The sequence below is a fragment of the Streptomyces sp. NPDC006261 genome, from assembly GCF_040613515.1.
Taxonomy (GTDB): Bacteria; Actinomycetota; Actinomycetes; order Streptomycetales; family Streptomycetaceae; genus Streptomyces.
Genome location: NZ_JBEXSI010000035.1, coordinates 42196 through 66723, shown reverse-complemented (window position 1 = coordinate 66723; position 24528 = coordinate 42196). Strand labels below are relative to the sequence as shown.

General features: G+C 71.2%; 21 protein-coding genes. 7 read left to right on the top strand and 14 right to left on the bottom strand.

All coding sequences use genetic code 11. The features are described from left to right. Window positions 1–45 precede the first annotated feature (45 nt). Window positions 46–894 carry a hypothetical protein gene (locus tag ABZ154_RS22855; RefSeq protein ID WP_356835373.1) on the bottom strand — a complete coding sequence of 283 codons (849 nt, stop codon included), beginning with the start codon at window positions 892–894 and terminating at the stop codon, window positions 46–48. Between the two features lie 438 nt (window positions 895–1332). On the opposite strand from ABZ154_RS22855, the gene ABZ154_RS22850 reads away from it, so the two are divergent. Genes ABZ154_RS22850 through ABZ154_RS22840 form a run of 3 tightly spaced genes read left to right on the top strand, consistent with a single transcriptional unit; the run spans window position 1333 to window position 3951 of the window. Beyond that, window positions 1333–2547 carry a hypothetical protein gene (locus tag ABZ154_RS22850; protein WP_356835371.1) on the top strand — a complete coding sequence of 405 codons (1215 nt, stop codon included), beginning with the start codon at window positions 1333–1335 and terminating at the stop codon, window positions 2545–2547. 11 nt (window positions 2548–2558) lie between these two features. Further along, window positions 2559–3179 (top strand): DUF1796 family putative cysteine peptidase, encoded by a 621-nt coding sequence (locus ABZ154_RS22845; RefSeq protein WP_356835369.1) that lies wholly within the window; start codon window positions 2559–2561, stop codon window positions 3177–3179. Between the two features lie 25 nt (window positions 3180–3204). Further along, window positions 3205–3951: a PIG-L family deacetylase gene (locus ABZ154_RS22840; RefSeq protein ID WP_356835367.1), complete on the top strand. Its 747-nt coding sequence runs from the start codon at window positions 3205–3207 to the stop codon at window positions 3949–3951. Window positions 3952–4040: 89 nt separating this feature from the next. On the opposite strand, the gene pssA is transcribed toward ABZ154_RS22840, so the two are convergent. The 8 genes from pssA to ABZ154_RS22800 form a co-directional block, all read right to left on the bottom strand. After that, entirely contained in the window at window positions 4041–4868 is an 828-nt protein-coding gene (gene pssA, locus ABZ154_RS22835; protein WP_356835407.1) for a CDP-diacylglycerol--serine O-phosphatidyltransferase, read from the bottom strand. Window positions 4869–4890: 22 nt separating this feature from the next. Beyond that, window positions 4891–5538, bottom strand: a complete 648-nt coding sequence (locus ABZ154_RS22830; RefSeq protein ID WP_356835365.1) for a phosphatidylserine decarboxylase — start codon at window positions 5536–5538, stop codon at window positions 4891–4893. A 180-nt stretch (window positions 5539–5718) separates the two neighbouring features. Beyond that, window positions 5719–6924, bottom strand: a complete 1206-nt coding sequence (locus ABZ154_RS22825) for an acyl-CoA dehydrogenase family protein (RefSeq protein ID WP_356835363.1) — start codon at window positions 6922–6924, stop codon at window positions 5719–5721. A 49-nt stretch (window positions 6925–6973) separates the two neighbouring features. After that, window positions 6974–7477 (bottom strand): MaoC family dehydratase, encoded by a 504-nt coding sequence (locus ABZ154_RS22820; RefSeq protein WP_010058362.1) that lies wholly within the window; start codon window positions 7475–7477, stop codon window positions 6974–6976. 2 nt (window positions 7478–7479) lie between these two features. Then, entirely contained in the window at window positions 7480–8454 is a 975-nt protein-coding gene (locus ABZ154_RS22815) for a CoA ester lyase (protein WP_356835361.1), read from the bottom strand. Continuing rightward, window positions 8451–10463, bottom strand: coding sequence for a protein meaA (locus ABZ154_RS22810; RefSeq protein ID WP_356835359.1), 2013 nt, complete (start codon window positions 10461–10463; stop codon window positions 8451–8453). Before ABZ154_RS22810 ends, ABZ154_RS22815 begins: the two co-directional genes overlap by 4 nt. 9 nt (window positions 10464–10472) lie before the next feature. After that, complete coding sequence (gene ccrA, locus ABZ154_RS22805; protein WP_356835357.1) at window positions 10473–11810, bottom strand: crotonyl-CoA carboxylase/reductase; 1338 nt, start codon at window positions 11808–11810, stop codon at window positions 10473–10475. 357 nt (window positions 11811–12167) lie between these two features. Next, window positions 12168–12974, bottom strand: coding sequence for a GNAT family N-acetyltransferase (locus ABZ154_RS22800; protein WP_356835355.1), 807 nt, complete (start codon window positions 12972–12974; stop codon window positions 12168–12170). Window positions 12975–13131: 157 nt separating this feature from the next. Between ABZ154_RS22800 and ABZ154_RS22795 the strand changes: the two genes are divergently transcribed. Continuing rightward, a complete protein-coding gene (locus ABZ154_RS22795; protein WP_356835353.1) occupies window positions 13132–13893 on the top strand; it encodes a restriction endonuclease in 762 nt (253 codons plus the stop codon). On the opposite strand, the gene ABZ154_RS22790 is transcribed toward ABZ154_RS22795, so the two are convergent. Together ABZ154_RS22790 and ABZ154_RS22785 are read right to left on the bottom strand one after the other, a co-directional pair. Then, the gene (locus ABZ154_RS22790; protein ID WP_356835351.1) at window positions 13880–14695 is read right to left on the bottom strand and encodes a TetR family transcriptional regulator; all 816 of its coding nucleotides are present in this window, start codon (window positions 14693–14695) and stop codon (window positions 13880–13882) included. The two genes, ABZ154_RS22795 and ABZ154_RS22790, sit on opposite strands and share 14 nt — an antisense overlap. Window positions 14696–14786: 91 nt before the next feature. Then, complete coding sequence (locus tag ABZ154_RS22785) at window positions 14787–16568, bottom strand: 3-hydroxybutyryl-CoA dehydrogenase (protein WP_356835405.1); 1782 nt, start codon at window positions 16566–16568, stop codon at window positions 14787–14789. Between the two features lie 335 nt (window positions 16569–16903). On the opposite strand from ABZ154_RS22785, the gene ABZ154_RS22780 reads away from it, so the two are divergent. After that, window positions 16904–17494 (top strand): adenylosuccinate lyase, encoded by a 591-nt coding sequence (locus tag ABZ154_RS22780; RefSeq protein ID WP_356835349.1) that lies wholly within the window; start codon window positions 16904–16906, stop codon window positions 17492–17494. Between the two features lie 26 nt (window positions 17495–17520). On the opposite strand, the gene ABZ154_RS22775 is transcribed toward ABZ154_RS22780, so the two are convergent. Next, entirely contained in the window at window positions 17521–19116 is a 1596-nt protein-coding gene (locus ABZ154_RS22775; protein WP_356835347.1) for an alpha/beta hydrolase, read from the bottom strand. Window positions 19117–19262: 146 nt separating this feature from the next. Further along, window positions 19263–20297: an Rv2578c family radical SAM protein gene (locus ABZ154_RS22770; protein ID WP_356835345.1), complete on the bottom strand. Its 1035-nt coding sequence runs from the start codon at window positions 20295–20297 to the stop codon at window positions 19263–19265. 182 nt (window positions 20298–20479) lie between these two features. Here ABZ154_RS22770 and ABZ154_RS22765 point away from each other — a divergent pair, with 182 nt between their 5' ends. Beyond that, window positions 20480–20923, top strand: coding sequence for an SRPBCC family protein (locus tag ABZ154_RS22765; RefSeq protein WP_015612512.1), 444 nt, complete (start codon window positions 20480–20482; stop codon window positions 20921–20923). 220 nt (window positions 20924–21143) lie between these two features. Continuing rightward, a complete protein-coding gene (locus ABZ154_RS22760) occupies window positions 21144–23561 on the top strand; it encodes an MFS transporter (protein ID WP_356835343.1) in 2418 nt (805 codons plus the stop codon). 39 nt (window positions 23562–23600) lie between these two features. Here ABZ154_RS22760 and ABZ154_RS22755 read toward each other — a convergent pair whose 3' ends face one another. After that, window positions 23601–24524: a LysR family transcriptional regulator gene (locus ABZ154_RS22755; protein ID WP_356835341.1), complete on the bottom strand. Its 924-nt coding sequence runs from the start codon at window positions 24522–24524 to the stop codon at window positions 23601–23603. Between the last annotated feature and the right edge of the window lie 4 nt (window positions 24525–24528).

The window sequence follows — 24528 nt, the reverse complement described above, 5'->3', positions numbered from 1 at the left end:
GTCGTACGCCCGAGGGCGCTGCCGGCAACAGGTCCTGGCCCGCGCTCACTTCAGTTCCAGCTCGACGCGGTAGAGCACCTTGGCGCCGCCCTCGGCGGCGATCCGCAGCAGGTCGGCGTTCTGGTAGCCCTCGGCGCCCTTGACCGAGACGGCCGTGGTGACCGGACCGATCCGGGACTTGGTCCAGACGTAGTCCTGGGTTCCGCCCGAACCGGGACCGGTGTACTTCCCCGCCTCGAACAGCGAGGCGTCCGCGTTGCGCACGTCCTTCTGGTCGAACTGCAGCGACATCAGCCCGCTCAGCCGCTGCCCGCTGCCCAGCTCCTGCGCCGGGCAGCGGAAGCTCTCCTGGACGGTGTCCTTGATCTCCCGGTCCGCACCCTCGACGGTCTTGTGCACCGTCACGGTCACCGCCCCCTGGACCCGCCCCTTGCCGTCCTGGGCCGGGATGTCGAGCCGCCGGGTGAAGGTGTCCAGCACCCCGTCGGGCAGCGCGGTCCGGCTCCAGACGCAGGAATCGGCCAGTACCGGCCAGGTGCCGCCGCTCTCGTACGGCGTGTGCCGCACCATTCCCGCCGCCCAGTCGGCCTCCCCGAGCGCTGCGTTACGCGTCAGCCCGCGGGCCTCCGCCGCCGTCTTCGGGACCCGGGCCGGGGCGGGAGTGAACTCGTACGCGCCGGGCAGCGCACCCGGCTCCTCGGTCTCCTCCGGCTCCTTCGGGTCCGGCGGCCCTGACGGATCCGCCGACTCCCCGGCCTGCCGCGCGGAGCTCGACGGCTTCGGATCCGGGCCCTCCCCGGTCTTCGTCGCCGAGCTCCCGCAGCCTGCCAGCAGGACACCTGCCGCCGCGACCGCCACCGCACGTGCCCCGTTGCGTCTGTGCTTCGTCATCATCGGACCCCCGTCGTCCCCCTGCCCCGCGCCCCGCCCGAGACGTCGGGGCGTCGGGTGCGAGGTGATTCTAGAAGTCCGGCGCGCCGGTTTGACGGGAACCCCGTACTCGTCCCGCTGCCAGAACTTCTCAGCCACCTGGAGGGGTTCGCCTCTGGTCCGGGGAAGTGGGCCGTGGTATGCGCCGTCGGCTGCGGGCGCCGATGGCTGAAATCAGGTCACGGTGCGCGGACGGGAGTCCCGTACGGCGGGCGGTGACGGGGGCTCGGGCGCCCTGTGACCACCCTGTACGGGTTCCGTGTTCGGCGGAAAATTGGTCTGGACCACTTGGGGTGACGGTGGTTAGCTCGTTTCCGGACCCGGGGTCGCCGGGCCGCGGGCCGTTCCGTTCCGGTCCGCGTATCCGCTGCCTGCCCGCGTCCTGCCGAGAGGATCCATCCCGTGATCGACATCGTGGCCGTGCTCAGGGCCGAGGACGCCGTACTGGACTTCCTCTCCGTGCTCACCGCCCCCGGGCCCGCACTCACCGCCCCCGCGCCCACCGGTCACCGGGGCGGGGCGCACGAGGGTCACGAGGTCCATGTCCTGCTCGGCGACACCGCCGAGCACCTGGTGCTCCCGGCGGGCCTGCCGCTCGCGGAGCGCCTCGCCTCCGTCGCCCGGCACATCCGGCCCGTCGACGAGGGCGCCGTATCGCCGGGGCCACCGGCGCTGGCCACGCTGATCGAGGCGGCGGCGAAGGGGGCACAGGCCCGGCTCTGGACCCACTCGCCCGCGGACACCCGGCGCAGCAGGGGCCGCCTCGGCCGGGACGCCGCCGCTGCCGTCCCCTCGGGCGGGCCGCCCGTCCTGCACGCCGTCGGCCATTCGCCGTACCTCCAGTTCATCAGCGACCTCGACCGGCCAATGGACCGCGCCGGGGTCGAGGCCAAGCTCGCCTTCGTCAACCGGCACTGCGGGCACCTGCTGCGCACCGACTCCGCCGAGTACGTAATCCGGACGGGGCGGGTCCACGCCACCGAGCGGTTCTTCGCCGCAGGGCCGGCGGAGGAGCGCGAGCGGCTGTTCGCGCTCCTGGCCAGCCTCGACGAGGACGCGGCCTCGGTGCCCGACCCGTGGGAGTTCGCCACCTCCGCGTACGAGGCGGAGCGGCTGGACAGCACCGTCGCGTGGATCGCCGGGCACTGTCCGCCCGGCAGCGGTCCCCTCATCGAGGTCGGCGCCTGCGAAGGGGCGCTCACCGCCCGGCTCACGGAGAAGGGCTTCACCGTCCACGCGACCGAACCCAACCCCGCCTTCCGCCGACGGCTGGCCGAACACGTCGGTGACGCCGCCCGGGTCCACCCCGCCTCCCTGGAGGAGCTGGCCGCCCGGCCGGAGCTGCCAGGAGCGGCCTACCTCCTGATCGAGATGCTCTACTACGGCCAGGACCTCGCCCTGCTGGACCGGCTCCCCGCCGACCTGGTCTTCGTCGCCCTCGAACCCGAGACGATCGCCACCCGGCTGACCCCCTGGCTGGAGAGTGCCCCGCACTGGGAGAAGGCCGGCGACGATACTCCGCTGGTCGCCCCGGCGCTGGAGACGGTCTGCGGTGGCCGCGCCTACCTCGGCAAACGCGGCAGCGTCGGTGTCCTGCTCCGGCGCACCGGCGCCTGACGGAGTCCACCATGTACGACGTCTGTGTCGGGCTCGGCTACCACTGCGAGTCGACCTACCAGCTCCGCCGCATCACCGGCGTCGAGCGTGCCCACTTCTTCGACTGGCTCGACCTCGACCTCGCCGCCGTACGGGAGATCATCGAGGCCGACTTCGCCAATGTGCTGCGCCCCGGCCTGAGCGAACCCTTCAGCAACGGCCTCTGCGTACGGGACCGGGGCTCGGACATCCGCTTCTTCCACGACTTCCACGCCCCGGGCGGCGCCCCGCTGACCCCGGCCCTCATCGCGGAGCAGCATCCGGCGGTCCGGGAGAAGTTCGCTCACCTCGCCGACCGCTGGCGGGCCCTGACGGCCTCCCGGTCCCGTGTCCTGTACGTCCACCACGACGCGTTCGACGAGAGCGGCCCCGGCGACCTGGCGGCCCTGCACGGGCTCCTGCGCTCCCGCTACCCGGACCACGTCTTCGATCTGCTCTGGCTGCGCCGTACGCCCCCGGAGGACACCGCCGCCCTCCCGCCCGGGATCACCTGGTCCACCGTCGCCGGCCAGCCCGGTCGCTGGGAGGGCAGCGACGCGGCCTGGGACGCCGCGCTGGCCGCCCTGGACATCCCCAGGGCCCCGGCACCCTGACCGCCCCCATCCCTCCGGAGGAACCGTGCCCGTACCGCCCCCCTGGCGCACCCTCGTCGTCTCCCCGCACTTCGACGACGCCGCGCTCTCCCTCGCCGGGCTCCTGCCCACCCTCCCCGGCCCCGTCGCCGTCGTCACCGTCCACGGCGGGCCCCCGCCGCCCGGTTCCCCCGTCTCCTGGTGGGACGGCGTCTGCGGCTTCACCACCGCCGCCGAGGCCCACCGGGTCCGCAGTGCCGAGGACGCCCGCGCCTGCGAGCTGCTGGGCGCCGAGCAGGTCCTGATCGACCACCCCGACGGCCCGTACGTCACCGAGGACGACGGACCGGAAGCACTCGACGCCCTCCTCCGTACCCTCGCCCCCACCACCCGGGTCCTCGTACCCCTCGGCACCAACCAGCCGGACCACGAGACCGTACGGCTGCGCGCCCAACGCGCCCTCGCCGCGGCCGGCGCCCCCGCCCCCTGGGTCTACGCCGACCTGCCCTACACCGGGCACCTGCCGGAGTGGGGCACGCCCGAGGCGTCCGGGGCGCTGGCCGCGAGCCAGAAGTGGGGGACCGCCTACCAGGAGCTCACCCGCCGCCACCGGGTCGCCGTCCGGCACGAGCTGGTGCTCTCCGACGAGGAGTGGGCGGCCAAACGCGCGGCGGTCCTCAGCCACGCCTCCCAGCTCGCCGCTCTCGCCCCCGACCACGGCACCTTCCTCGCCCGCACGGGCCCCCTGCGCGCCGAGCTGATCTGGAGCCTGGAGCCCCACGCCTTGGACTGACGCGGGCGCCCGGGAAGCGACGAAGGCCCGGATGCCGGGGAGCATCCGGGCCTTCGCCCTGTTCTGCGTACCGTCCCGCGTACGAACCGCTACGGGAGCTGCGCCGCCCGCGCCTCGCGCCGGTTGTCACGGAAGGTGTTGACCCGTCGCGCCGTGGCGAAGAGGGGGATCACCGCACCGAGGACGACCTGGAGCGCACAGCCGGTCTGGAGCAGCAGGTGACCACCCGGCGCGTCGAACGCCCACGCGGCGAGCAGCCCCATGGCTCCGACGATCCAGCTGAGCATCGCCACCGCGAGGACGCCCCGCGGCTTCGGGTACTCGACCCGGCTCACCATCAGCCACGCCACTCCGATGATCGCGAGCAGCGTCGGGACGAAGGGCAGCTCCAGGAGCACGATCGAGACGACCGTCAGCGCTCCGAAGGGGCTCGGCATGCCCTGGAACATGCCGTCCTTCAAGGTCACACAGGAGAATCTGGCCAGCCTGAGCACCACCGCCAGCAGCACGACGATCGCCGCCAGCGCCGACACTCGCTGATGGGCGTCGTCCGCGACCATTCCGTACACGAGCACGAAGTAGGCCGGGGCGAGCCCGAAGCTGATGAGGTCGGAGAGGTTGTCCAGCTCGGCCCCCATCGGCGAGGAGCGCAGCTTGCGTGCCACGAGCCCGTCGAAGAGGTCGAAGATCGCTGCCATCAGCATGAGGATGACCGCGGTGGCCGCCGAGTGGCGGGCCATCCCCGTCTCCTCGCTGCCCGTGAGGTGCGGGATGAGGATCCCGGTGGTGGTGAAGTACACCGCCATGAATCCGCACGTGGCGTTACCGAGGGTGAGCGTGTCCGCTATCGACAGCCGCATCGAGAGCGGCATGTCCTCCGCGCCGTCGGCGTCGCTCTCCTCGTCGGCCTCCGGCACCCAGCCGACCTTGGTATCCGGATCAACTACGGTCAATTCGAGTCACCCCCGCGGTGGTGGCCTGGCCGACCTCGACCGCGACATCGATACCTTCCGGAAGGTAGATGTCGACGCGCGAGCCGAAGCGGATCAGGCCGACGCGCTCGCCCTGCTCCACCTTCGTGCCCTGGGGGAGGTACGGCACGATCCGACGGGCGACCGCTCCCGCGATCTGCACCATCTCGATGTCGCCGAGCTCGGTGTCGAAGTGCCAGACAACGCGCTCGTTGTTCTCGCTCTCCTTGTTGAACGCCGGAACGAACCCGCCCGGGATGTGCTCGACCGACGTCACGGTGCCCGCCAGCGGCGCGCGGTTGACGTGGACGTTGAGCGGGCTCATGAAGATCGCGACCCGGGTGCGCCCGTCCTTCCACGGCATGATGCTCTGCACCACACCGTCGGCCGGGGAGATGACCCGGCCTTCGGCGATCTCGCGCTCGGGGTCACGGAAGAACCACAGCATGCCCGCCGCGAGCGCGGTGGTGGGCACGGCCACTGCCGCCCAGCGCCCGGACTTGCGGGCGCGGGCCAGGCTGAGGGCCGCGGTGGCGACGGTCGGGAGGAGCCACGGCGAAGCTCCGCGGGCGATGCGGACCCCGCCGCGGTTTGCGGAGGTAGGGCTGTCGGGCATGGATGACCTTCGTAGCGGATGGTGCCGCGCTGGCAACGGGGGACGGCGGCTTTCCGGCGATGCTATCGGTTGCCGGGCGCAACTGGGCAAGCCAGCAGCCGAGTCGGACTGCCGAATGGCACCCGCCGAGGGTGACTCGGTGTGATGTTCTTCGCCACCAAATCACCTCGAAAGGGACAATCAGCCCTCGAATCGGTACTCCTCCAGGAGGCGCCGGCCAATGATCATTTTCTGGATCTCGGCGGTACCTTCACCGATAAGCAGCATCGGGGCCTCGCGGTAGAGGCGCTCGATCTCGTACTCCTTGGAGAAGCCGTAACCGCCGTGGATGCGGAAGGCGTCCTCGACGACTTCCTTGCAGTACTCGGAGGCGAGGTACTTCGCCATCCCTGCCTCCAGGTCGTTACGTTCCCCGGAGTCCTTTTTGCGTGCCGCATTCACCATCATCGCATGGGCGGCCTCGACCTTGGTGGCCATTTCAGCCAATTTGAACTGGATCGCCTGGTGCTGGGCGATCGGCTTGCCGAAGGTGTGGCGCTGCTGGGCGTACGTAACACCCAGCTCGAATGCACGCTGAGCGACGCCGCAACCACGCGCGGCGACATTCACCCGGCCGACCTCGACACCGTCCATCATTTGGTAAAACCCTCGGCCGGTCGTGCCCCCCAGGACCCGATTGGCCGGAATGCGCAGGTCGTCCATGATGAGCTCGGTCGTGTCGACGCCCTTGTAGCCCATCTTGTCGATCTTCCCGGGGATGGTCAGGCCGGGCCGGACCTCTCCGAAGCCGGGCTCCTTCTCGATCAGGAAGGTCGTCATCGACTTGTGGGGCGCGGTGCCCTCGGGGTGGCCTTCGTCACTTCGGCAGAGGACGGCCACCAGATTCGACGTTCCGCCGTTCGTCAGCCACATCTTCTGGCCGTTGAGGACGTACTCCTCGCCGTCCCTGACGCCCTTCGACGTGATCGCCGAGACATCGGAGCCGAGCGCCGGCTCCGACATCGAGAACGCGCCCCGCACCTCACCGAGCGCCATGCGCGGCAGGAACGTGTCCTTCTGCTCCTGGGTGCCGTGCTGCTTGAGCATGTAGGCCACGATGAAATGCGTGTTGATGATGCCGGACACGCTCATCCAGCCGCGCGCGATCTCCTCCACGCACAGCGCGTAGGTGAGCAGCGACTCTCCCAGACCCCCGTACTCCTCGGGGATCATCAGCCCGAACAGGCCGAGTTCCTTGAGCCCCTCCACGATTTCCGTGGGGTACTCGTCGCGGTGCTCCAGCTGGGTCGCGACCGGAATGATCTCCTTGTCGACGAAATCCCGGACCGTGGAAAGGATTTCCCGCTGGATGTCGTTCAGACCGGCGGTCTGGGCGAGTCGCGTCATGGCTGCTTCTCCTGTGGCTTCACGCGGATGGCCTTAAGGCTTCACACAGTTACTTGGCGGGCGTCGGACGGCCGGGCTGCTCTCCGCCGCGCTCCTTGATGTACGTCTCGGTGGGGACCATGACCTTGCGCCGGAATACACAGACCACGGTGCCGTCCTGCTTGTAGCCCTTGGTCTCCACGTACACGATCCCGCGGTCGTTCTTGGACTTCGACGGGGTCTTGTCCAGCACGGTCGTCTCGCCGTAGATCGTGTCGCCGTGGAAGGTCGGCGCGATGTGCTTGAGCGATTCGACCTCCAGGTTGGCGATGGCCTTTCCGGAGACGTCCGGCACCGACATGCCGAGCAGCAGCGAGTAGATGTAGTTGCCGACGACGACGTTCTTCCCGAAGTCGGTCGTCTTCTCCGCGTAGTTGCTGTCCATGTGGAGCGGGTGGTGATTCATGGTCAGCAGGCAGAAGAGGTGGTCGTCATATTCGGTGACCGTCTTTCCGGGCCAGTGCTTGTAGACCGCACCGACCTCGAACTCCTCAAAAGTGCGTCCGAACTGCATGATCAGGCCTCCGGGGCTTCGAACTTGGAGGTGCGCTGCATACCGGCGGCCCGGCCCTTGCCCGCGATGACCAGGGCCATCTTGCGGCTGGCCTCGTCGATCATCTCGTCGCCGAGCATCGCCGAGCCCTTCTTGCCGCCCTCCTCGGAGGTGCACCAGTCGTAGGCGTCGAGGATCAGCTCGGCGTGGTCGTAGTCCTCCTGCGAGGGCGAGAACACCTCGTTGGCCGCGTCCACCTGGCCGGGGTGGAGCACCCACTTGCCGTCGAAGCCGAGGGCGGCGGCGCGGCCGGCCACCTCGCGGTAGGCGTCCACGTCACGGATCTGGAGGAACGGGCCGTCGATCGCCTGGAGGTCGTGCGTACGGGCCGCCATCAGGATGCGCATCAGGATGTAGTGGTACGCGTCCGCCGGGTAGCCGGGCGGCTGCTGGCCGACGACCAGGGTCTTCATGTTGATGGAGGCCATGAAGTCGGCCGGACCGAAGATCAGCGTCTCCAGACGGGGCGAGGCGGCGGCGATGTCGTCGATGTTCACCAGGCCCTTGGCGTTCTCGATCTGCGCCTCGATGCCGATCTTCCCGACCTCGAAGCCCATCGTCTTCTCGATCTGGGTCAGCAGGAGGTCCAGCGCCACGACCTGCTGGGCGTCCTGGACCTTCGGCAGCATGATGCAGTCGAGATTGGGGCCCGCGCCCTCGACGACCGTGATGACGTCCCGGTACGTCCAGTGCGTCGTCCAGTCGTTGACCCGCACGACCCGGGTCTTGCCGCTCCAGTCACCGTCGTTCAGCGCGTCCACGATGTGGTGGCGGGCGCCCTCCTTGGCGAGCGGTGCGCAGGCGTCCTCCAGGTCCAGGAAGACCTGGTCCGCCGGAAGACCCTGGGCCTTCTCCAGGAAGCGCGGGTTGGAGCCCGGCACGGCCAGACACGAACGCCGGGGGCGCAGCCGGTTCACGGGGGTGGTGGGCGTGGTCATGCGGAGACCTCCAGAGGGTCGAGCTTGTTCGCTTTCCGGATCTCGTCGACGATACGGCCGATGATCTCCGTGATGCCGAAGTCCTTCGGGGTGAAGACGGCGGCGACACCGGCTTCGATGAGCGCCGCGGCGTCGGCCGGCGGGATGATGCCCCCCGCGATCACCGGAATGTCCGGCGCCCCGGCCTCGCGCAGCCGGTGCAGGACGTCGGGGACCAGCTCCGCGTGCGAGCCGGAGAGGATGGAGAGCCCCACGCAGTGCACGTCCTCGGCGAGCGCCGCGTCGGTGATCTGCTCGGGGGTCAGCCGGATGCCCTGGTAGACCACCTCGAAGCCGGCGTCCCGCGCCCGTACGGCGATCTGCTCGGCCCCGTTGGAGTGCCCGTCAAGACCCGGCTTGCCGACCAGCAGGCGCAGCCGCCCGACGCCGAGGTCGGCGGCGGTACGGGTGACCTTCTCGCGGACCCGCGCGAGCGGGGTGCCCGCCTCCGCGGTGACCGCGACCGGGGCCGAGGAGACCCCGGTGGGCGCGCGGAACTCGCCGAAGACGTCCCGCAGCGCCCAGGACCACTCGCCGGTGGTGACGCCCGCGCGGGCGCACTCGACGGTGACCTCCATCATGTTCCCGGTGCCCGCGGCGGCCTTCTTCAGCGCGGCCAGCGCCTCCGTCGCGCGGGTCTCGTCGCGGTTGTCCCGCCACTCGTGCAGGGCGGCGACGACCCGCGCCTCGTTCTCGGGGTCGACGGTCATGATCGCGCCGTCGAGGTCGGAGGTGAGCGGGTTGGGCTCGGTGGTCTCGTAGATGTTGACGCCGACGATCTTCTCCTCGCCGCCCTCGATCCGGGCCCGCCGCGCCGCATGCGAGGAGACCAGCTCCGACTTCAGGTAGCCGGACTCGACGGCCGCCATGGCGCCGCCCATCTGCTGGATCCGGTCGATCTCGGCGAGCGACTCCTCGACCAGGGACTCCACCTTGGCCTCGATGACGTGCGAACCGGCGAAGATGTCCTCGTACTCCAGCAGATCGCTCTCGTGCGCCAGCACCTGCTGGATGCGCAGCGACCACTGCTGGTCCCAGGGCCGGGGCAGACCCAGCGCCTCGTTCCAGGCCGGGAGCTGGACCGCGCGGGCGCGGGCGTCCTTGGAGAGGGTGACGGCCAGCATCTCCAGGACGATGCGCTGGACGTTGTTCTCCGGCTGCGCCTCGGTCAGGCCGAGGGAGTTGACCTGGACGCCGTAGCGGAAGCGGCGCTGCTTGGCGTCGGTGATGCCGTACCGCTCACGGGTGACGCGGTCCCAGATGCGGCCGAAGGCGCGCATCTTGCACATCTCCTCGATGAAGCGGACGCCCGCGTTCACGAAGAACGAGATCCGGGCGACCACATCACCGAACTTCTCCTCCGGCACCTGCCCCGAGTCGCGGACCGCGTCGAGCACCGCGATGGCGGTCGACATGGCGTACGCGATCTCCTGGACCGGGGTGGCCCCCGCCTCCTGGAGGTGGTAGCTGCAGATGTTGATCGGGTTCCACTTGGGGATGCGGTTGACCGTGTACGTGATCATGTCGGTGGTCAGCCGCAGCGAGGGCACCGGCGGGAAGACGTGCGTCCCGCGCGACAGGTACTCCTTCACGATGTCGTTCTGCGTGGTTCCCTGGAGCTTGTCGGGGTCGGCCCCCTGCTCCTCCGCGACCACCTGGTAGAGCGCCAGCAGCCACATGGCGGTCGCGTTGATCGTCATCGAGGTGTTCATCTGCTCCAAGGGGATGTCCTGGAACAGCCGGCGCATGTCACCGAGGTGCGAGACGGGCACACCGACACGGCCCACCTCGCCGCGGGCGAGAATGTGGTCCGGGTCGTATCCGGTCTGCGTCGGCAGATCGAAGGCGACCGAGAGCCCCGTCTGGCCCTTGGCGAGGTTGCGGCGGTACAGCTCGTTGGACGCCTCTGCGGTCGAGTGACCGGCGTACGTCCGCATGAGCCAGGGCCGGTCCTTCTGACGTTCGGTCATGGGAGAACCTCAGACGTTGCGGAAGCGGTTGATGGCGTCGATGTGCTGCTCGCGCATTTCCTGGTTGCGCACGCCCAGACCCTCGCGGGGCGCCAGTGCCAGGACGCCGACCTTGCCCTGGTGGGCGTTGCGGTGGACGTCGTGGGCGGCCTGGCCGGTGTCCTCCAGGGAGTAGACCTTGGAGAGCGTCGGGTGGATCTTGCCCTTGGCGATGAGGCGGTTGGCCTCCCACGCCTCGCGGTAGTTGGCGAAGTGGGAGCCGATGATCCGCTTGAGCGACATCCACAGGTAGCGGTTGTCGTACTCGTGCATGTAACCCGAGGTGGAGGCGCAGGTGGTGATGGTGCCGCCCTTGCGGGTGACGTAGACCGATGCGCCGAAGGTCTCGCGGCCGGGGTGCTCGAAGACGATGTCGATGTCCTCGCCGCCGGTGAACTCGCGGATGCGCTTGCCGAAGCGCTTCCACTCCTTCGGGTCCTGGGTGCGCTCGTCCTTCCAGAACCTGTAGCCCTCCGCGTTGCGGTCGATGACCGCCTCGGCGCCCATCGCCCGGCAGATGTCGGCCTTCTCCGGGCTGGAGACGACACAGATCGGGTTGGCGCCGCCGGCCAGCGCGAACTGGGTGGCGTAACTGCCGAGGCCGCCGCTGGCGCCCCAGATCAGCACGTTGTCGCCCTGCTTCATGCCCGCGCCGTTGCGCGAGACGAGCTGGCGGTACGCGGTCGAGTTGACCAGGCCCGGGGATGCGGCCTCCTCCCAGCTGAGGTGCTGGGGCTTGGGCATCAGCTGGTTGGACTTGACCAGCGCGATCTCGGCGAGCCCGCCGAAGTTGGTCTCGAAGCCCCAGATGCGCTGCTCGGGGTCGAGCATCGTGTCGTTGTGGCCGTCGGAGGACTCCAGCTCCACGGAGAGGCAGTGCGCGACGACCTCGTCACCCGGGTTCCAGGCGTTCACGCCGGGGCCGGTGCGCAGGACGACGCCCGCCAGGTCGGAGCCGATGACGTGGTACGGCAGGTCGTGGCGCTTGGTGAGCTCGCTGAGCCTTCCGTACCGCTCCAGGAAGCTGAACGTCGACACCGGCTCGAAGATCGAGGTCCAGACGGAGTTGTAGTTCACCGAGCTGGCCATCACGGCGACGAGGGCCTCGCCGGGGCCGAGTTCGGGGACCGGGACCTCGTCCAGGTGGAGCGACTTGCGGGGGTCCTTGTCGCGGGATTCGAGCCCCGCGAACATCTCCGCCTCGTCCTTGTGCACGGTGATCGCGCGGTAGGACTCGGGGAGGGACAGGGCCGCGAAGTCCGCGGCCGTGCTGTCCTGCGATTGGATCGCGTCCAGGATTTCCTTCACGGTGTTGCCTCCGGTGATGCGGCGTCGAGGGAACGCTTGAGGGGCCCTGCTGGCAGGGGAGCGGTGCGGTGTGGAGGTGTATTGCCGTCGGTTCGGCGGGTGGAGCTTCGGCTTTGCTCGGGTGGAGCAGAAGGGTGCCTGTGACGCAGGCGTCCGGGCGCGCAGCACGGTGGTTGCGGGGACAGCCGGCGTACGTGAGATCCCAGCACGCCGGCCGCCCGGACACCTTCAACGTATGGCACTCCGTGACACCTGACAAGGCACCGAGTGCCAACAATTTCTCTCACTTGTCATCTCGTAGGCACGCATGAGCAACACGATGGGCGTTACGAGACGTTCTGTCCTGCTGGCATGCGGTTACCGCACCGGTCGGTACACATACGGCGTCGTCGTCCCGAGCTCGGTGAAGCCGAGCCGGCCCAGGATCGGGGCGGACATGTCGGTCGCGTCGACCTGGAGATAGCGGTAGCCGCGCTCGGCGGCGATCCGCGCCCGGTGGGCGACCAGGGCCCGGTAGATGCCCTTCCCGCGCCAGGCGGCCACCGTCCCGCCGCCCCAGAGCCCCGCGAAGCCCGTGCCCGGGTACAGCTCCATCCGCCCGGAGCACACCGGTTCCCCGCCGGCGTCCACCGCCATCACCGCCACGAAGTCCTCGGGGGCCTCCTCCAGCCGCCTCACCACCTGCTGGAGGAGCCGGGTCCCGTCGGTCCCGAACGCCCGCTCATGGGCCCGGGCCATCAGCTCCGCCCCCGCCGCGTCGGTCACCGGACGCAGGGTGACCCCCTCGGGCAGCTCGACCGGCCCGGCCGGCAGGGCGGCCGGCGCCACCAGCAGGGTCTCCGGCGGATCCGGCACGAATCCGGCCGCCAGCAGCCGTTCCCCCAGGTCGGCGGGGTGGTCGTGCGCGTACAGCTTCCACTCGAACTCCGGCAGGCCGAGAGCCGTGCAGTGCTCGATCTGGGCGGCGATCGCCGCGTCCGCCCCTGCCGCGTCCAGCTCCGGGTCCGACCACACCACCCCGTTCCAGTCGTCCGGGCCGCCCACCTGACGTACGACGGGACCGGTGCGCTCGACGCGTACGCCGGGCCCGTCCGGGCGGGCGTGTTCCCGCATCTCGCGGTCGAACAGGGCGCGGGTCTCGATGACGTTCTCACTTGATCGCATCCGCGCACCTCAGCACAGCGGTGATCGGTAGACCAGCGGATTTCGGCCGACGCCCGCACGGAACGGCTCGGCCCGCACGCGTCGAAGGCCCAGCTCGGGGCAGGTGTGCGGGACCAAGTGATCTTGAAGTGGTCAGGAAGACAGGGGTGGGGCACCGATGGGCATACCGATCCGCGGCGGGAGCATGCAGAAGCGCCGGCGTCCCTTCGACCTCCGCCGCACCAGCTTCGGCTTCGCCCTGATCGCGCTGGTCCTCGCGGGCGGCGGGATGGCCCTGCGGGCCGCCTGGCGGAGCGCCGCGAACCACCCGGTCGCCGCCGCGGCGCTGACCGTCCTGGCCTTCGCAGCCGTCTTCGCGGTGCTGCGCCGCCGCCGTCGGGCCCGGCGGCTCGCGGAGACCGTCACGGATGCCGCGTACGGGATCGTCGACGCCGGGCTCGCGGAGCTGGACGCCGCCGAAGCAGCCCGCCCGGAGAAGCGCCCGGAGCCCCCGGAGGCCGCCCCGGTCGACCACGCGGAGCTGGACCCGTACGCCTTCGAGGAGGCCGTGGCCGAACTGTGCCGACGGGACGGGTGCGCGGACGCCGAGGTGGTGGGCGGCGCCGGAGACCTGGGCGCCGACGTCCTGGCGACCACTCCGGACGGCCGCCGCCTGGTCGTCCAGTGCAAGCGGTACGGGCCCGGCAACCGGGCGGGCTCCCAGGAACTCCAGCGCTTCGGCGGCACCTGCTACGCGGTGCACGAGGCGGACGTCGCGCTCGTCGTGAGCACGGGCGGCTTCACCGAACCCGCGCTCGACTACGCGGAGCAGTGCGGCATCCTCTGCCACGGCCCCGAGGAGCTGGCCGCCTGGAGCGAGGGCGGTGCGCCGCCGTGGGCCCCCGCAGAAGAGCGGGCCCCCGGGCTCAGCGCTCCTTGAGGGCTTGCTGGATCGTCCGCATGACCTCGTCCAGCGGGGCGTCCGTACGCGCCACCGCGACGAGCACCTCGCCCTCCGTGGCCACCGTCGCCGCCGGGGCCTTGGCGGGCTCGGACTGCGCGGTCCGGCCCGCCCCGATGCCGGAGCCGAAGGTGTCGCGCACGATGGCGAAGGCCCGGTCGAGCTGGGCCTCCACATCGCCCTGGCCGTCCGCCCGGAGCCAGCGGCGCAGTACGTGGTTGTGCGCGGTGACCACGGCGGACGCGGCCACCTCCGCCAGCAGCGGGTCGTCGTTGCCCACGTGGTGGTCGCGCTCGTCGAAGTGGCCCAGCAGATAACGGGTGAACAGCCGCTCGTAGCGGGCCACCGACGCGATCTCGGCCTCGCGGAGGGTCGGCACCTCGCGGGTGAGCTGGTAACGGGCCACGGAGACGGCGGGCTTGGCCGCGTACATCTTCATGACTTCCTTGATGCCGCGGCAGACCGTGTCGAGGGGGTGCTCGTGCGCGGGCGCGGCGTTCAGGACGGCCTCGGCCCTGACGAGGGTGTCGTCGTGGTCCGGGAAGATGGCCTCTTCCTTGGAGCGGAAGTGCCGGAAGAAGGTCCGGCGGGCCACGCCCGCGGCGCCCGCGATCTCGTCGACGGTCGTCGCCTCGTACCCCTTCGTGGCGAAGAGCTCCATCGCCGCCGCGGCCAGTTCACGGCGCATCTTGAGCCGTTGGGCCGCGGCGCGCGTTCCCGCGGGGGTCTCCTGGGCGTCGGACGCGGCGGTGGCACGGGGTGACCTGGCGGGCTGGGACATGGCATGAACGTAACGCATCCGTGCAGGAGAGCGCGCCTTCGGGGGCGGGGAGCCGGAGGGTCCCAGCAGCCCGCCCCACCCGGCTCCCGGATCAGCGACGGGCATATTCGCGGAAGCCCCGGCCCGTCTTGCGGCCGAGGCAGCCCGCGGCCACCAGGTGCTCCAGCAGCGGTGCCGGAGCGAGCCCCGGGTCACGGAACTCCTTGTGCAGCACCTTCTCGATGGCGAGGGAGACGTCCAGCCCCACGACGTCCAGCAGTTCGAAAGGCCCCATCGGGTAGCCGCCGCCCAGCTTCATCGCCGCGTCGATGTCGTCCAGCGAGGCGTAGTGCTCCTCGACCATCTTGATCGCGTTGTTGAGGTACGGGAACAGCAGCGCGTTCACGATGAACCCGGCCCGGTCCCCGCAGTCCACGGGGTGCTTGCGGATCTTGGTACAGATCCCGCGGACCGTGGCGTGGACGTCGTCGGCGGTCAGGACCGTCCGGACGACCTCGACCAGCTTCATCGCGGGCGCCGGGTTGAAGAAGTGCATCCCGATGACGTCCTCGGGCCGCCCGGTCGCCCGGGCGATGGCGATGACCGGCAGGGACGAGGTCGTGGTGGCGAGGACCGCGCCCGAGCGGCAGACCTTGTCCAGGGTGGCGAAGAGCTGCTGCTTGATCTCCAGGTCCTCGGCGACCGCCTCGACGGCCAGGTCGACCTCGGCGAACGCGTCCAGCGACCCGGCGGCCGTGATCCGCGCCAGCGTCTCGTCCCGCGCCTCGGCGGTGAGCCGCCCCTTGCTGACCGAACGCTCAAGCGACTTCGCGATACGGGCCTTGGCGAGGTCCGCCTTCTCCTGGCCCCGCGCGGCCAGGACCACGGTGTACCCGGCCTTGGCGAAGACCTCGGCGATGCCGGAGGCCATGGTGCCGGAGCCCGCGACTCCGACGGAGGCGATCTCGCGCCCGGTACCGGCGGCCGCTTCCGGCGAAGGGGTCAGGGCGTCGGGCACGACACTCTGACCGCCCGGGGCGTCGTACGTGTAGAAGCCGCGCCCGGCCTTGCGCCCGGTCAGGCCCGCCTCGCTGAGCTGGCCGAGGACGGGGGCGGGGGCGTGGAGGCGGTCGTGGGAGGCGGAGTACATGGCCTCCAGGACCGTGCGGGCGGTGTCGATCCCGATCAGGTCCAGCAACGCCAACGGCCCCATGGGCAGTCCGCAGCCCAGCGTCATCGCGGCGTCGATGTCCTCGCGGGAGGCGTAGTTCGCCTCGTACATCGCGGCGGCCTGGTTCAGATAGCCGAAGAGCAGACCGTCCGCGACGAACCCGGGCCGGTCGCCGACCGCGACGGGCTCCTTGCCGAGCTCCCGGGCCAGCCTGGTGACGGTCTCGACGGCGGGCGGCGCGGTGAGCACCGAGGAGACCACCTCGACCAGCTTCATCGCGGGGGCGGGGTTGAAGAAGTGCAGGCCGAGTACGCGCTCGGGGTGCTGCGACTCGGCGGCGAGACGGGTCACCGACAGGGCGTTCGTCCCGGTGGCGAGGATCGCGGTGGGGGAGACGACGGCGTCCAGCTCCCGGAACACCTGCTGCTTGATCTCGTACGTCTCCGGCACGACCTCGATGACCAGCTCCGCCCCGGCGGCGGCCTGGACGGTGTCGTACGTACGGAACCGGGCGAGCGCGTCGGCCCGCTCCTGCTCGGTGATCCGCCCGCGCCCGACGGCCCGTGCGGTGGAGGCTTCGAGGGAGGTGACGGCCTGCCGGGCGGCCGCCTCGCTGATGTCGATGCCGATGACCTCGCGGCCCGCGAGAGCCAGGACCTCGGCGATGCCGGTGCCCATGGTGCCGAGGCCGACGACGGCAATGGTGGAGAGCGGGGTGTCCATCACGGGACTCCAGGGTGAGTGACGACTGTGGGAGCAGGCGCGCGCGGCGATGAGGGAGCGGCGCGTGTGCATGCGCGGATGCGTGTCGTGAAGCGCGGTGGCGGGGCGCTGGAAGCGCGCCCGGCCGTGAGGGGTGAGCGACTCTGTCCCGGAGTCGCGTCGCACGGAAACTGCCGAACCGACAAGCACTCCGGGTGGCTGCGTCACCAGGCCACCGGAGCCGCGGGGAGTGTGTTCCCGCTCAGATGAGATTAACCGGCGAGTAACGAGCGCGCCACCCCTGGGTCTTTGTGTGCTGGACCACATCACCTCTCCCGGCCCGTCCCGCACGCAGCGTGTTCGTGGATACGCTGAGCGTCATGGATGAGGAACTCCGTTCGCTCCTGGACCGGCTACGGGACGAGGCGGCCGGGTCCGCCGCGTACGACCTGCTCGTGGCGACCGACGACAACGAGGTGCTGGCCCGGGTCCTGGTGGAGCCCGGACGCCCCCTGTGGGCCCGCGAGATCGCCGCCTTCCGGCTCGGCTGCGCGGGCGACCGGCGGGCGTTCGAGGCGCTGGTGCTCCTGCTCAACCACCGCGACCCCGAGCGCTGTGTCTCCGCCGCCCACGCCCTGGCCGAGCTGGACGACCCCCGCACCCCCCGCGCCGCCGCCGCGCTCGCCACCAACACCCTGCGCACCGCGTACGCCCTGCACCCGGTCCGCCTGCTCACCACCCTGCGGGCCCCGGAGGCCGTCCCCGCCCTGGTGGCCACCCTCCACCGCCTGCTGGTGCCCGGGGAGCCGCACTGGAGGGTGGCGCTCGCCTGCGTCGAGGGCCTCGGCCGGCTCGGCGACGGCCGGGCCCGCCCGGTCCTCACGGCGGCCCTCCCGCATCCACGGCTGGGGGCGGCGGCGGAGGAGGCGCTGGGGCGGCTGCCGTAGAGGGTCCGGGGCCCGTCTTCCCGCGACTAGTGGCGCGGCCCCAGCAGTCCGTGCAGGCGGCTGCCCGCGCTGTTGTCCACCGACTGGGCCGCCGCCTTCGCGGCCGGCAGCGGCTTCGGGTCCGGGAGGGCCGCGCAGACCGCGTCCGCCTCGCCCTCGCCCCGGCCGCGCGGGACGGTCCCGTCGGTCAGATAGGCCGTCAGGTGCCGGTCCAGGCAGGCGTTGCCGCTCAGCGTGATGCCGTGGTTGCCGCCGCCCTGCTCCACCACGAAGCTGGAGCCCTTCAGCTTGCGGTGCATGCTGACCGCGCCCGCGTACGGGGTCGCCGCGTCGCCGGTGGCCTGGAGGATCAGCGTCGCCGGGAGGCGGTCGTTGGTCACCCGGACCGGGGCGAGCGGTGCCACCGGCCAGTTGGCGCACGGCGCGTTGTACCAGGTGTTGTTCCACGCCATGAAGGGCGCCTTGTCGTGGATGCGGCGTGTGTCGTTGCGCCAGGTGCTCCAGTGCCGGGGCCAGCCGGCGTCGCGGCACTGGACGGCGGCGTAGACGGAATAGCTGTTGTCGCCGCCCGTGCCGGTGGCGCCGAAGTTCTCGTACGCCTCGACCAGCGCCTCGGTGTCCTGGTCGTTCACGTACGCGGCGAACGCCTCGGCGAGGTAGGGCCAGTAGCCGTTGTAGTACCCGCCGGGCAGGAACGTGTCCTCCAGCTCGCTCGCCCCGACCTTGCCGTCCACCGGCTCGGCGGCGACGGCCGCCCGCATCCGGTACCAGGCGGCCTCGACCCCGGCCGGGTCGGTGCCGAGCCCGTACGTCGCGTCGTGCTGCGCCACCCAGGCCGCGAAGGCCTTGTGGCGGTCGTCGAAGGCGTAGTCCTGGTTGAGGTTGCCCTTGTACCAGACGTCGTCCGGGCCGACCACCGAGTCCAGGACCAGGCGCCGCACCCGCTCCGGGTACAGCTTCGCGTAGACGGCGCCCAGATAGGTGCCGTACGAGTAACCGAAGTAGTTGATCTGCTCCGAGCCCAGCGCCCGGCGGATCACATCGAGGTCCCTGGCGGCGCTGACGGTGTCCATGTACGGCAGCACGTCGCCGTGCTTCTCGCCGCAGGCGCGGGCGAAGGCGGCGGCCCGGTCGCGGTTGATCCGCTCGTCGCGGTAGGAGGCGGGCACCGAGTCCGGGCGCACCGGGTCGGAGTGGCCGGGCAGACAGTTCAGCTTCGGGGTGCTCTTCCCGACGCCGCGCGGGTCGAACCCGATCACGTCGTACTGGGACGCCACCTTCTTCGGCAGCGCCGACGCCACGAACCCGGCCATCGACAGGCCGCTGCCGCCCGGCCCGCCCGGATTGACCAGCAGCGGGCCCTGGAAGGTCTTCGCGGTGTGCGGGATCCGGGACAGGGCGAGGGTGACCCGGCGGCCCGAGGGGTCGGTGTGGTCCAGCGGGGCGTCGATCTTCGCGCACTGGAGCGTCGGATGGTTCTCCGTCGGACAGTCGGTCCACGCGACCTCCGGGGCGGCCGGCGCGCCCGCCCCGGCGGTGGCGGCGGCCGGGGCCGGAGCGGCGGCCAGCAGACCTGCGACCGTCGCGCCGGCGGCGACCAGAATTCCTGCACGTTTCGTCATGGGGCCTCCCGAGGTGGAGGGGACACGGCGGCGATCGGCCGGTCCCCGCCGCATGCTCCCCGAGATCCACGGGCCGGGGGCCGGTTCCGCGCGGAGTTGACCCGTACGGTCACGCGATCGGGCCTACGGGAGGTACCAGGGGGGTGTCAGAGCAGGGTGAGCTGCGTGGGCCCCGGCTCCGGCTCGTCCGGTGTCCGTACCGGCGTGATCCGGCGGGCCTCGCCCCGGTGTGCCGGGCCGATCCCGAACTCGTCCGCCAGCTCGTGCACCTGACGGGTGATCCGGCGCTGGTACCAGGTGGGGGCGTACGCCCCGTCCGCGTACATCCGCTCGTACCGCGGAACCAGGTGCGGATGGTGGAGCCCGAGCCACTGCAGGTACCACTCGCGCGCGCCGGGGCGCAGATGCAGGACCAGCGGGGTCACCGAGTTCGCCCCGGCCGCCGCGATGGCGGAGACGGTGGCGCGCAGTTGCTCGGGGCTGTCCCCGAGGAAGGGGATCACCGGGGCCATCAGGACCGAGCAGCCGATCCCGCTCTCCGTCAGGGCGTGTACGACGTCCAGGCGGCGCGCGGGGGAGGGGGTGCCGGGTTCGACCGTGCGCCACAGCTCGCGGTCCGTGAAGCCGACGGAGACCGAGACGCCGACCTCGGTGACCTCGGCGGCCTGCCGCAGCAGCTCCAGGTCGCGCAGTATCAGGGTGCCCTTGGTCAGGATCGAGAAGGGGTTCGCCCGGTCGCGCAGGGTGCTGATGATGCCGGGCATGAGCCGGTACCGTCCCTCCGCCCGCTGGTAGCAGTCGACATTGGTGCCCATCGCGATGTGCTCGCCCTGCCAGTGCCGGGAGGCCAGCTCCCGCTGGAGGAGTTCGGCTGCGTTGATCTTGACGACGATCTGGGAGTCGAACCCGATGCCGGTGTCCAGGTCCAGATAGCTGTGGGTCTTGCGGGCGAAGCAGTAGACGCAGGCGTGCGAGCAGCCCCGGTAGGGGTTCACCGTCCATTCGAACGGCATCCGCGAGGCCCCGGGCACCCGGTTCAGGATCGAACGGGCCCGGATCTCGTGGAACGTGATGCCCCGGAATTCCGGGGTGTCGAAGGTGCGCGTGGTCACCGCGTCCGCGGCGAAGAGCGCGCTGTTGCCGGTCATAGGACTGTTTTCGACCAGATTGTCCCAGCGCATGGACGCCTCCTCGGTAGCACTGGCCACAGAATAGAACACTTGTTCCCTTGATCGTGCGGGCCGCACCCCGGGTGACCCGTGGACCCCGATTTTGAGCGGCTGTACGGGAGGTGGTTGGCTCAGCCCAGGACACCCCCCAACCCCGGATCACCCCGAACAACCGAAGTGCTGGAGGAACAGCCATGGCGCAGGTCGAGGCCACCACGGAGCGGATCATCGCGGCGGACGCAGAGGCGGTGTTCGACGCGCTGGCCGACTACAAGGACGTCCGCGGCAAGGTGCTGACCGCGCACTTCAGCGAGTACGAGGTCCGGGAGGGCGGCGACGGCGAGGGCACCCTCGTCCACTGGAAGCTCCAGGCGACCAGCAAGCGGGTCCGCGACTGCCTGCTGGAGGTCACCGAGCCGACCGACGGGCAGCTCGTCGAGAAGGACCGCAACTCCTCCATGGTCACCACCTGGACCGTCACGCCGGCCGGTGAGGGGAAGTCCAAGGCCGTCGTCACCACCGTCTGGGACGGCGCGGGCGGCATCGGCGGCTTCTTCGAGCGGACCTTCGCCCCCAAGGGCCTCGGCCGGATCTACGACGAGCTGCTCCAGAACCTCGCCACCGAGGTCGAGAAGTAGGTCCCGTACGTACGCCGGGCCTTCGAACGGCCCGGCTCCCGCGGGTCGGCCGGCCTCACCGGAACGGGTGGTCTTCCGGGGCGGCCGGTCGTGCGCCGTAGCGGCTCCCACCGGCGCATAAGCCCTTCGTGCGCGCCCTGCGCTCCCCTCATCCCGTTTGCCCCGCCTTGCCGCGCGATGCGAGAAAGGGCGGCGCAGGTGCGACGGAGGGGAGCGTTACGTGGTGGGCGGTATCACGCTGGTGAAGGACGAGCCGGACGGTACGGCAGCTCTCGGGGGGGAGCCGCCACCACCGGCCGGCCCCGGCCCGCTCCCGGTGGCCGAGGAGATCAGCCCCCGCCGGGTCCGTTTGGTCTTCCTCGGGCTGATGCTCACCCTGCTGCTCGCGGCGCTCGACCAGATGATCGTCGCCACCGCCCTGCCCAAGATCGTCGGCGAGCTGCACGGCCTGGAGAAGATGTCCTGGGCGGTCACCGCCTACCTCCTCGCCTCCACCATCGTCCTGCCGCTCTACGGCAAGCTCGGCGACCTCTTCGGCCGCAAGGGCGTCTTCCAGTTCGCGATCGTCGTCTTCGTCATCGGCTCCGCGCTGTCCGGCTGGTCGCGGACCATGGACGAGCTGATCGCCTTCCGCGCGATCCAGGGCATCGGCGGCGGCGGTCTCATGATCGGCGTCCAGGCGATCATCGCGGACATCGTCCCGCCCCGGGAGCGCGGCCGCTACATGGGCCTGATCGGCGCGGTCTTCGGCCTCGCCTCGGTGGCCGGACCGCTCCTCGGCGGCTTCTTCACCGACCACGCCTCCTGGCGCTGGTGCTTCTACATCAACGTGCCGTTCGGGCTGGTCACGTTCGCCGTGATCGCCGTCGTGCTCAACCTGCCCAAGCCCGCCGCGCGGCCCCGGCTCGACGTCCTGGGCGCCGTGTTGCTGGCCGTCGCCTCCACCTGCCTGGTACTGGTGACCAGTTGGGGCGGCACCGAGTACGCCTGGAGCTCGCGCACCATCCTCGGCCTGTCGGCGGGGGCCGTCGTCACGACGCTCCTCTTCGTCGCGGTGGAGCACCGCGCGGCCGAGCCGATCATCCCGCTACGGCTGTTCCGTGACTCGGTCTTCAACATCACCGGCCTGGTCGGCGCGGTCATCGGCGTCGCGCTCTTCGGCGCCGCCAGTTATCTGCCCACCTATCTCCAGATGGTGGACGGGGCCAGCGCCACCGAGTCCGGGCTCCTGATGCTCCCGATGATGCTCGGCATCGTCGGCGGCTCCATCGTCTCCGGCCAGCTCATCACCCGAACCGGCCGCTACCGCGTCTACCCCATCGTCGGCGGCGCCGTCTCCGTCGTCGGCATGTGGCTGCTCTCGAATCTCGAGAGGGGCACCTCCCGCCTGGAGTACAGCCTCTGGCAGGCCGTCCTCGGCACCGGCATCGGCCTGGTCATGTCGGTCCTCGTGCTCGCCGTGCAGAACTCCGTACGTCCCGCCGACCTCGGCACCGCCACCAGCGCCAACAACTACTTCCGGCAGATCGGCGGCAGCGTCGGCGCCGCGATCTTCGGCACGCTGTTCGCCGGGAGGCTCTCCGACGCCCTCGACATCCGCCTGCCCACCGGCGTGGAGCTGCCCGCGCCCGAGTCGATCACCCCGCAGATCGTCCACGCGATGGAGCCCGCGCTGCGCGACGCCTACATCCAGGCGTACGTCGACGCGATGCCGCGCATCTTCCTCTACCTCGTGCCGGTGCTGGTCCTCGGCCTGATCCTCGCCTTCTTCCTCAAGGAGAAACCGCTGGTGTCCCACCACAGCCCCGAAGCGGCCACCGAGCCCTCGCCGATCCCCGCCGCCCGCACCGACTCCCCGCGGCCCTCCGCCGGTCACCTTTCCGGCCTGCCCGTGCGCGGCAGCGTCCAGCACCCCGACGGTACGAAGGTGGCACGGGCCGCCCTCACGCTCATCGACGTCCAGGGGCAGCAGGTCGGGCGCGGGGCCAGCGGTGAGGACGGCCGGTACGCGCTGAGCGTCCCGGGCGCCGGCAGTTACGTCCTCATCGCCGCGGCGGGCGGCCACCAGCCGCAGGCGGTCAGCGTCACCGTCGGCGAGCGCCCTGTCGAACTGGACGTGGTCCTCGGCGGCGCCGGCCGGCTCGCCGGGTCCGTCCTGACCGCCGACGGCGTGGCGGTCCGGGACGCGGCCGTCACCCTCACCGACGTACGCGGCGAGGTCGTGGCCTCCACCCGCACCGGGCGTGAGGGCGGCTACGTCATCAGCGAGCTGGTCGCGGGCGAGTACACCCTCGCCGCCAGCGCCCCCGCCCACCGCCCCGCCGCCCTCCCGGTCAGCGTCCAGGCGGCCCGCGAGACCCGGCAGGACATCGAGCTGGCGGGCGGGGCCGTGCTGCGCGGTGTCGTCCGGGCCACCGGCGGCCGGCCGGTGGAGGACGCCCGGGTCACCCTGCTGGACGCGGCGGGCAATGTGGTGGACACCCTCACCACCGGGCCGGACGGTTCGTTCCGGTTCGTGGACCTGTCGTCCGGGGAGTACACGGTGATCGCCGCCGGGTACCCGCCGGTCGCGACGGTGCTCCAGGTGGCGGGCGGGGGCCGCACGGAGCGGGACCTCCAGCTGGGGCACGAGGACTGAGGCGTACGGGGGTGAGCTGACCCTCCAACGGGGCTCAGCTCATTCCCGCGTCCTCTGCACCCCCGCCCCACGTCCCGCGTCCTCCCGCACCAGCCGCATCAGCGCTCGCGCCCCCGGGCTCAGGCTCCGCGCCGCCGGGAGCACCACCACGCTCTCGTACACCGCCTGCCGCCCGCCCGTCGGCTCCACCTCAACCGCCACCAGCCGGGCCGCCTCCGGCTTGCGGGAGAAGTGGTGCGGCACCACCGCGATCCCCAGCCCCTCCTGCACCAGCTCGAGCAGGCTGTGCACGTCGTTGACCTCAAGGCCCACCGTCCGCCGGGCCCCCGCCGCCGCGAACGCCTCGTCCGCCGCGCGCCGCGGCCCCCAGTCCGGGTGGAAGTCGATGAACGACTCACCCGGCAGCTCCTCCCACGCCACCCCGGCCCGCCCGGCGAACCGGTGGCCCGCCGCGCACAGCACCACCATCGGCTCGCGCGCCAGGGGCATCAGCTCCCCGCGCCACTCCGCCGGGCTGACCGTGGCGGCGAACGCGAGGTCCAGGCGCCCTCCGGCCACCCCGTCCAGCAGACTGCTCGTCCCCTCCTGGCGCAGCCGCAGCTCCATCTGCGGGTGCTCGCGGTGGAAGGCGGCCAGCAGCCGGGCGGGGCTCACCCCCGCCACGCACTGCTCGACGCCCAGGGTCAGCGTCCCGCGCAGCAGCCCCCGTACGGCATCGACAGCGTCCCGCGCCGCCCGCGCCCCCGCCAGCGTGCGCTCCGCCTCCACCAGCAGCGCCCGCCCCGCTTCGGTGAGCCGGACCGTTCGCGTGGTGCGGCTGAACAACGGGGTCCGCAGTTCCTGCTCCAGGGCCCGTACGGAGGCGGAGAGCCCGGACTGGGAGACGGCGAGGCGCTCGGCGGCGCGGGTGAAGTGCTGCTCCTCGGCGACGGCGACGAAGTGCTCCAGCTGACGCAGTTCCATGATT

Excerpts from the sequence above, each read along its gene's own strand:
- ABZ154_RS22855 (WP_356835373.1), bottom strand. The coding sequence starts at position 894 with ATGATGACGAAGCACAGACGCAACGGGGCACGTGCGGTGGCGGTCGCG.
- ABZ154_RS22845 (WP_356835369.1), top strand. The coding sequence starts at position 2,559 with ATGTACGACGTCTGTGTCGGGCTCGGCTACCACTGCGAGTCGACCTAC.
- ABZ154_RS22830 (WP_356835365.1), bottom strand. The coding sequence starts at position 5,538 with ATGCCCGACAGCCCTACCTCCGCAAACCGCGGCGGGGTCCGCATCGCC.
- ABZ154_RS22825 (WP_356835363.1), bottom strand. The coding sequence starts at position 6,924 with ATGACGCGACTCGCCCAGACCGCCGGTCTGAACGACATCCAGCGGGAA.
- ABZ154_RS22820 (WP_010058362.1), bottom strand. The coding sequence starts at position 7,477 with ATGCAGTTCGGACGCACTTTTGAGGAGTTCGAGGTCGGTGCGGTCTAC.
- ABZ154_RS22815 (WP_356835361.1), bottom strand. The coding sequence starts at position 8,454 with ATGACCACGCCCACCACCCCCGTGAACCGGCTGCGCCCCCGGCGTTCG.
- ABZ154_RS22810 (WP_356835359.1), bottom strand. The coding sequence starts at position 10,463 with ATGACCGAACGTCAGAAGGACCGGCCCTGGCTCATGCGGACGTACGCC.
- ABZ154_RS22800 (WP_356835355.1), bottom strand. The coding sequence starts at position 12,974 with ATGCGATCAAGTGAGAACGTCATCGAGACCCGCGCCCTGTTCGACCGC.
- ABZ154_RS22795 (WP_356835353.1), top strand. The coding sequence starts at position 13,132 with ATGGGCATACCGATCCGCGGCGGGAGCATGCAGAAGCGCCGGCGTCCC.
- ABZ154_RS22790 (WP_356835351.1), bottom strand. The coding sequence starts at position 14,695 with ATGTCCCAGCCCGCCAGGTCACCCCGTGCCACCGCCGCGTCCGACGCC.
- ABZ154_RS22785 (WP_356835405.1), bottom strand. The coding sequence starts at position 16,568 with ATGGACACCCCGCTCTCCACCATTGCCGTCGTCGGCCTCGGCACCATG.
- ABZ154_RS22775 (WP_356835347.1), bottom strand. The coding sequence starts at position 19,116 with ATGACGAAACGTGCAGGAATTCTGGTCGCCGCCGGCGCGACGGTCGCA.
- ABZ154_RS22770 (WP_356835345.1), bottom strand. The coding sequence starts at position 20,297 with ATGCGCTGGGACAATCTGGTCGAAAACAGTCCTATGACCGGCAACAGC.
- ABZ154_RS22765 (WP_015612512.1), top strand. The coding sequence starts at position 20,480 with ATGGCGCAGGTCGAGGCCACCACGGAGCGGATCATCGCGGCGGACGCA.
- ABZ154_RS22755 (WP_356835341.1), bottom strand. The coding sequence starts at position 24,524 with ATGGAACTGCGTCAGCTGGAGCACTTCGTCGCCGTCGCCGAGGAGCAG.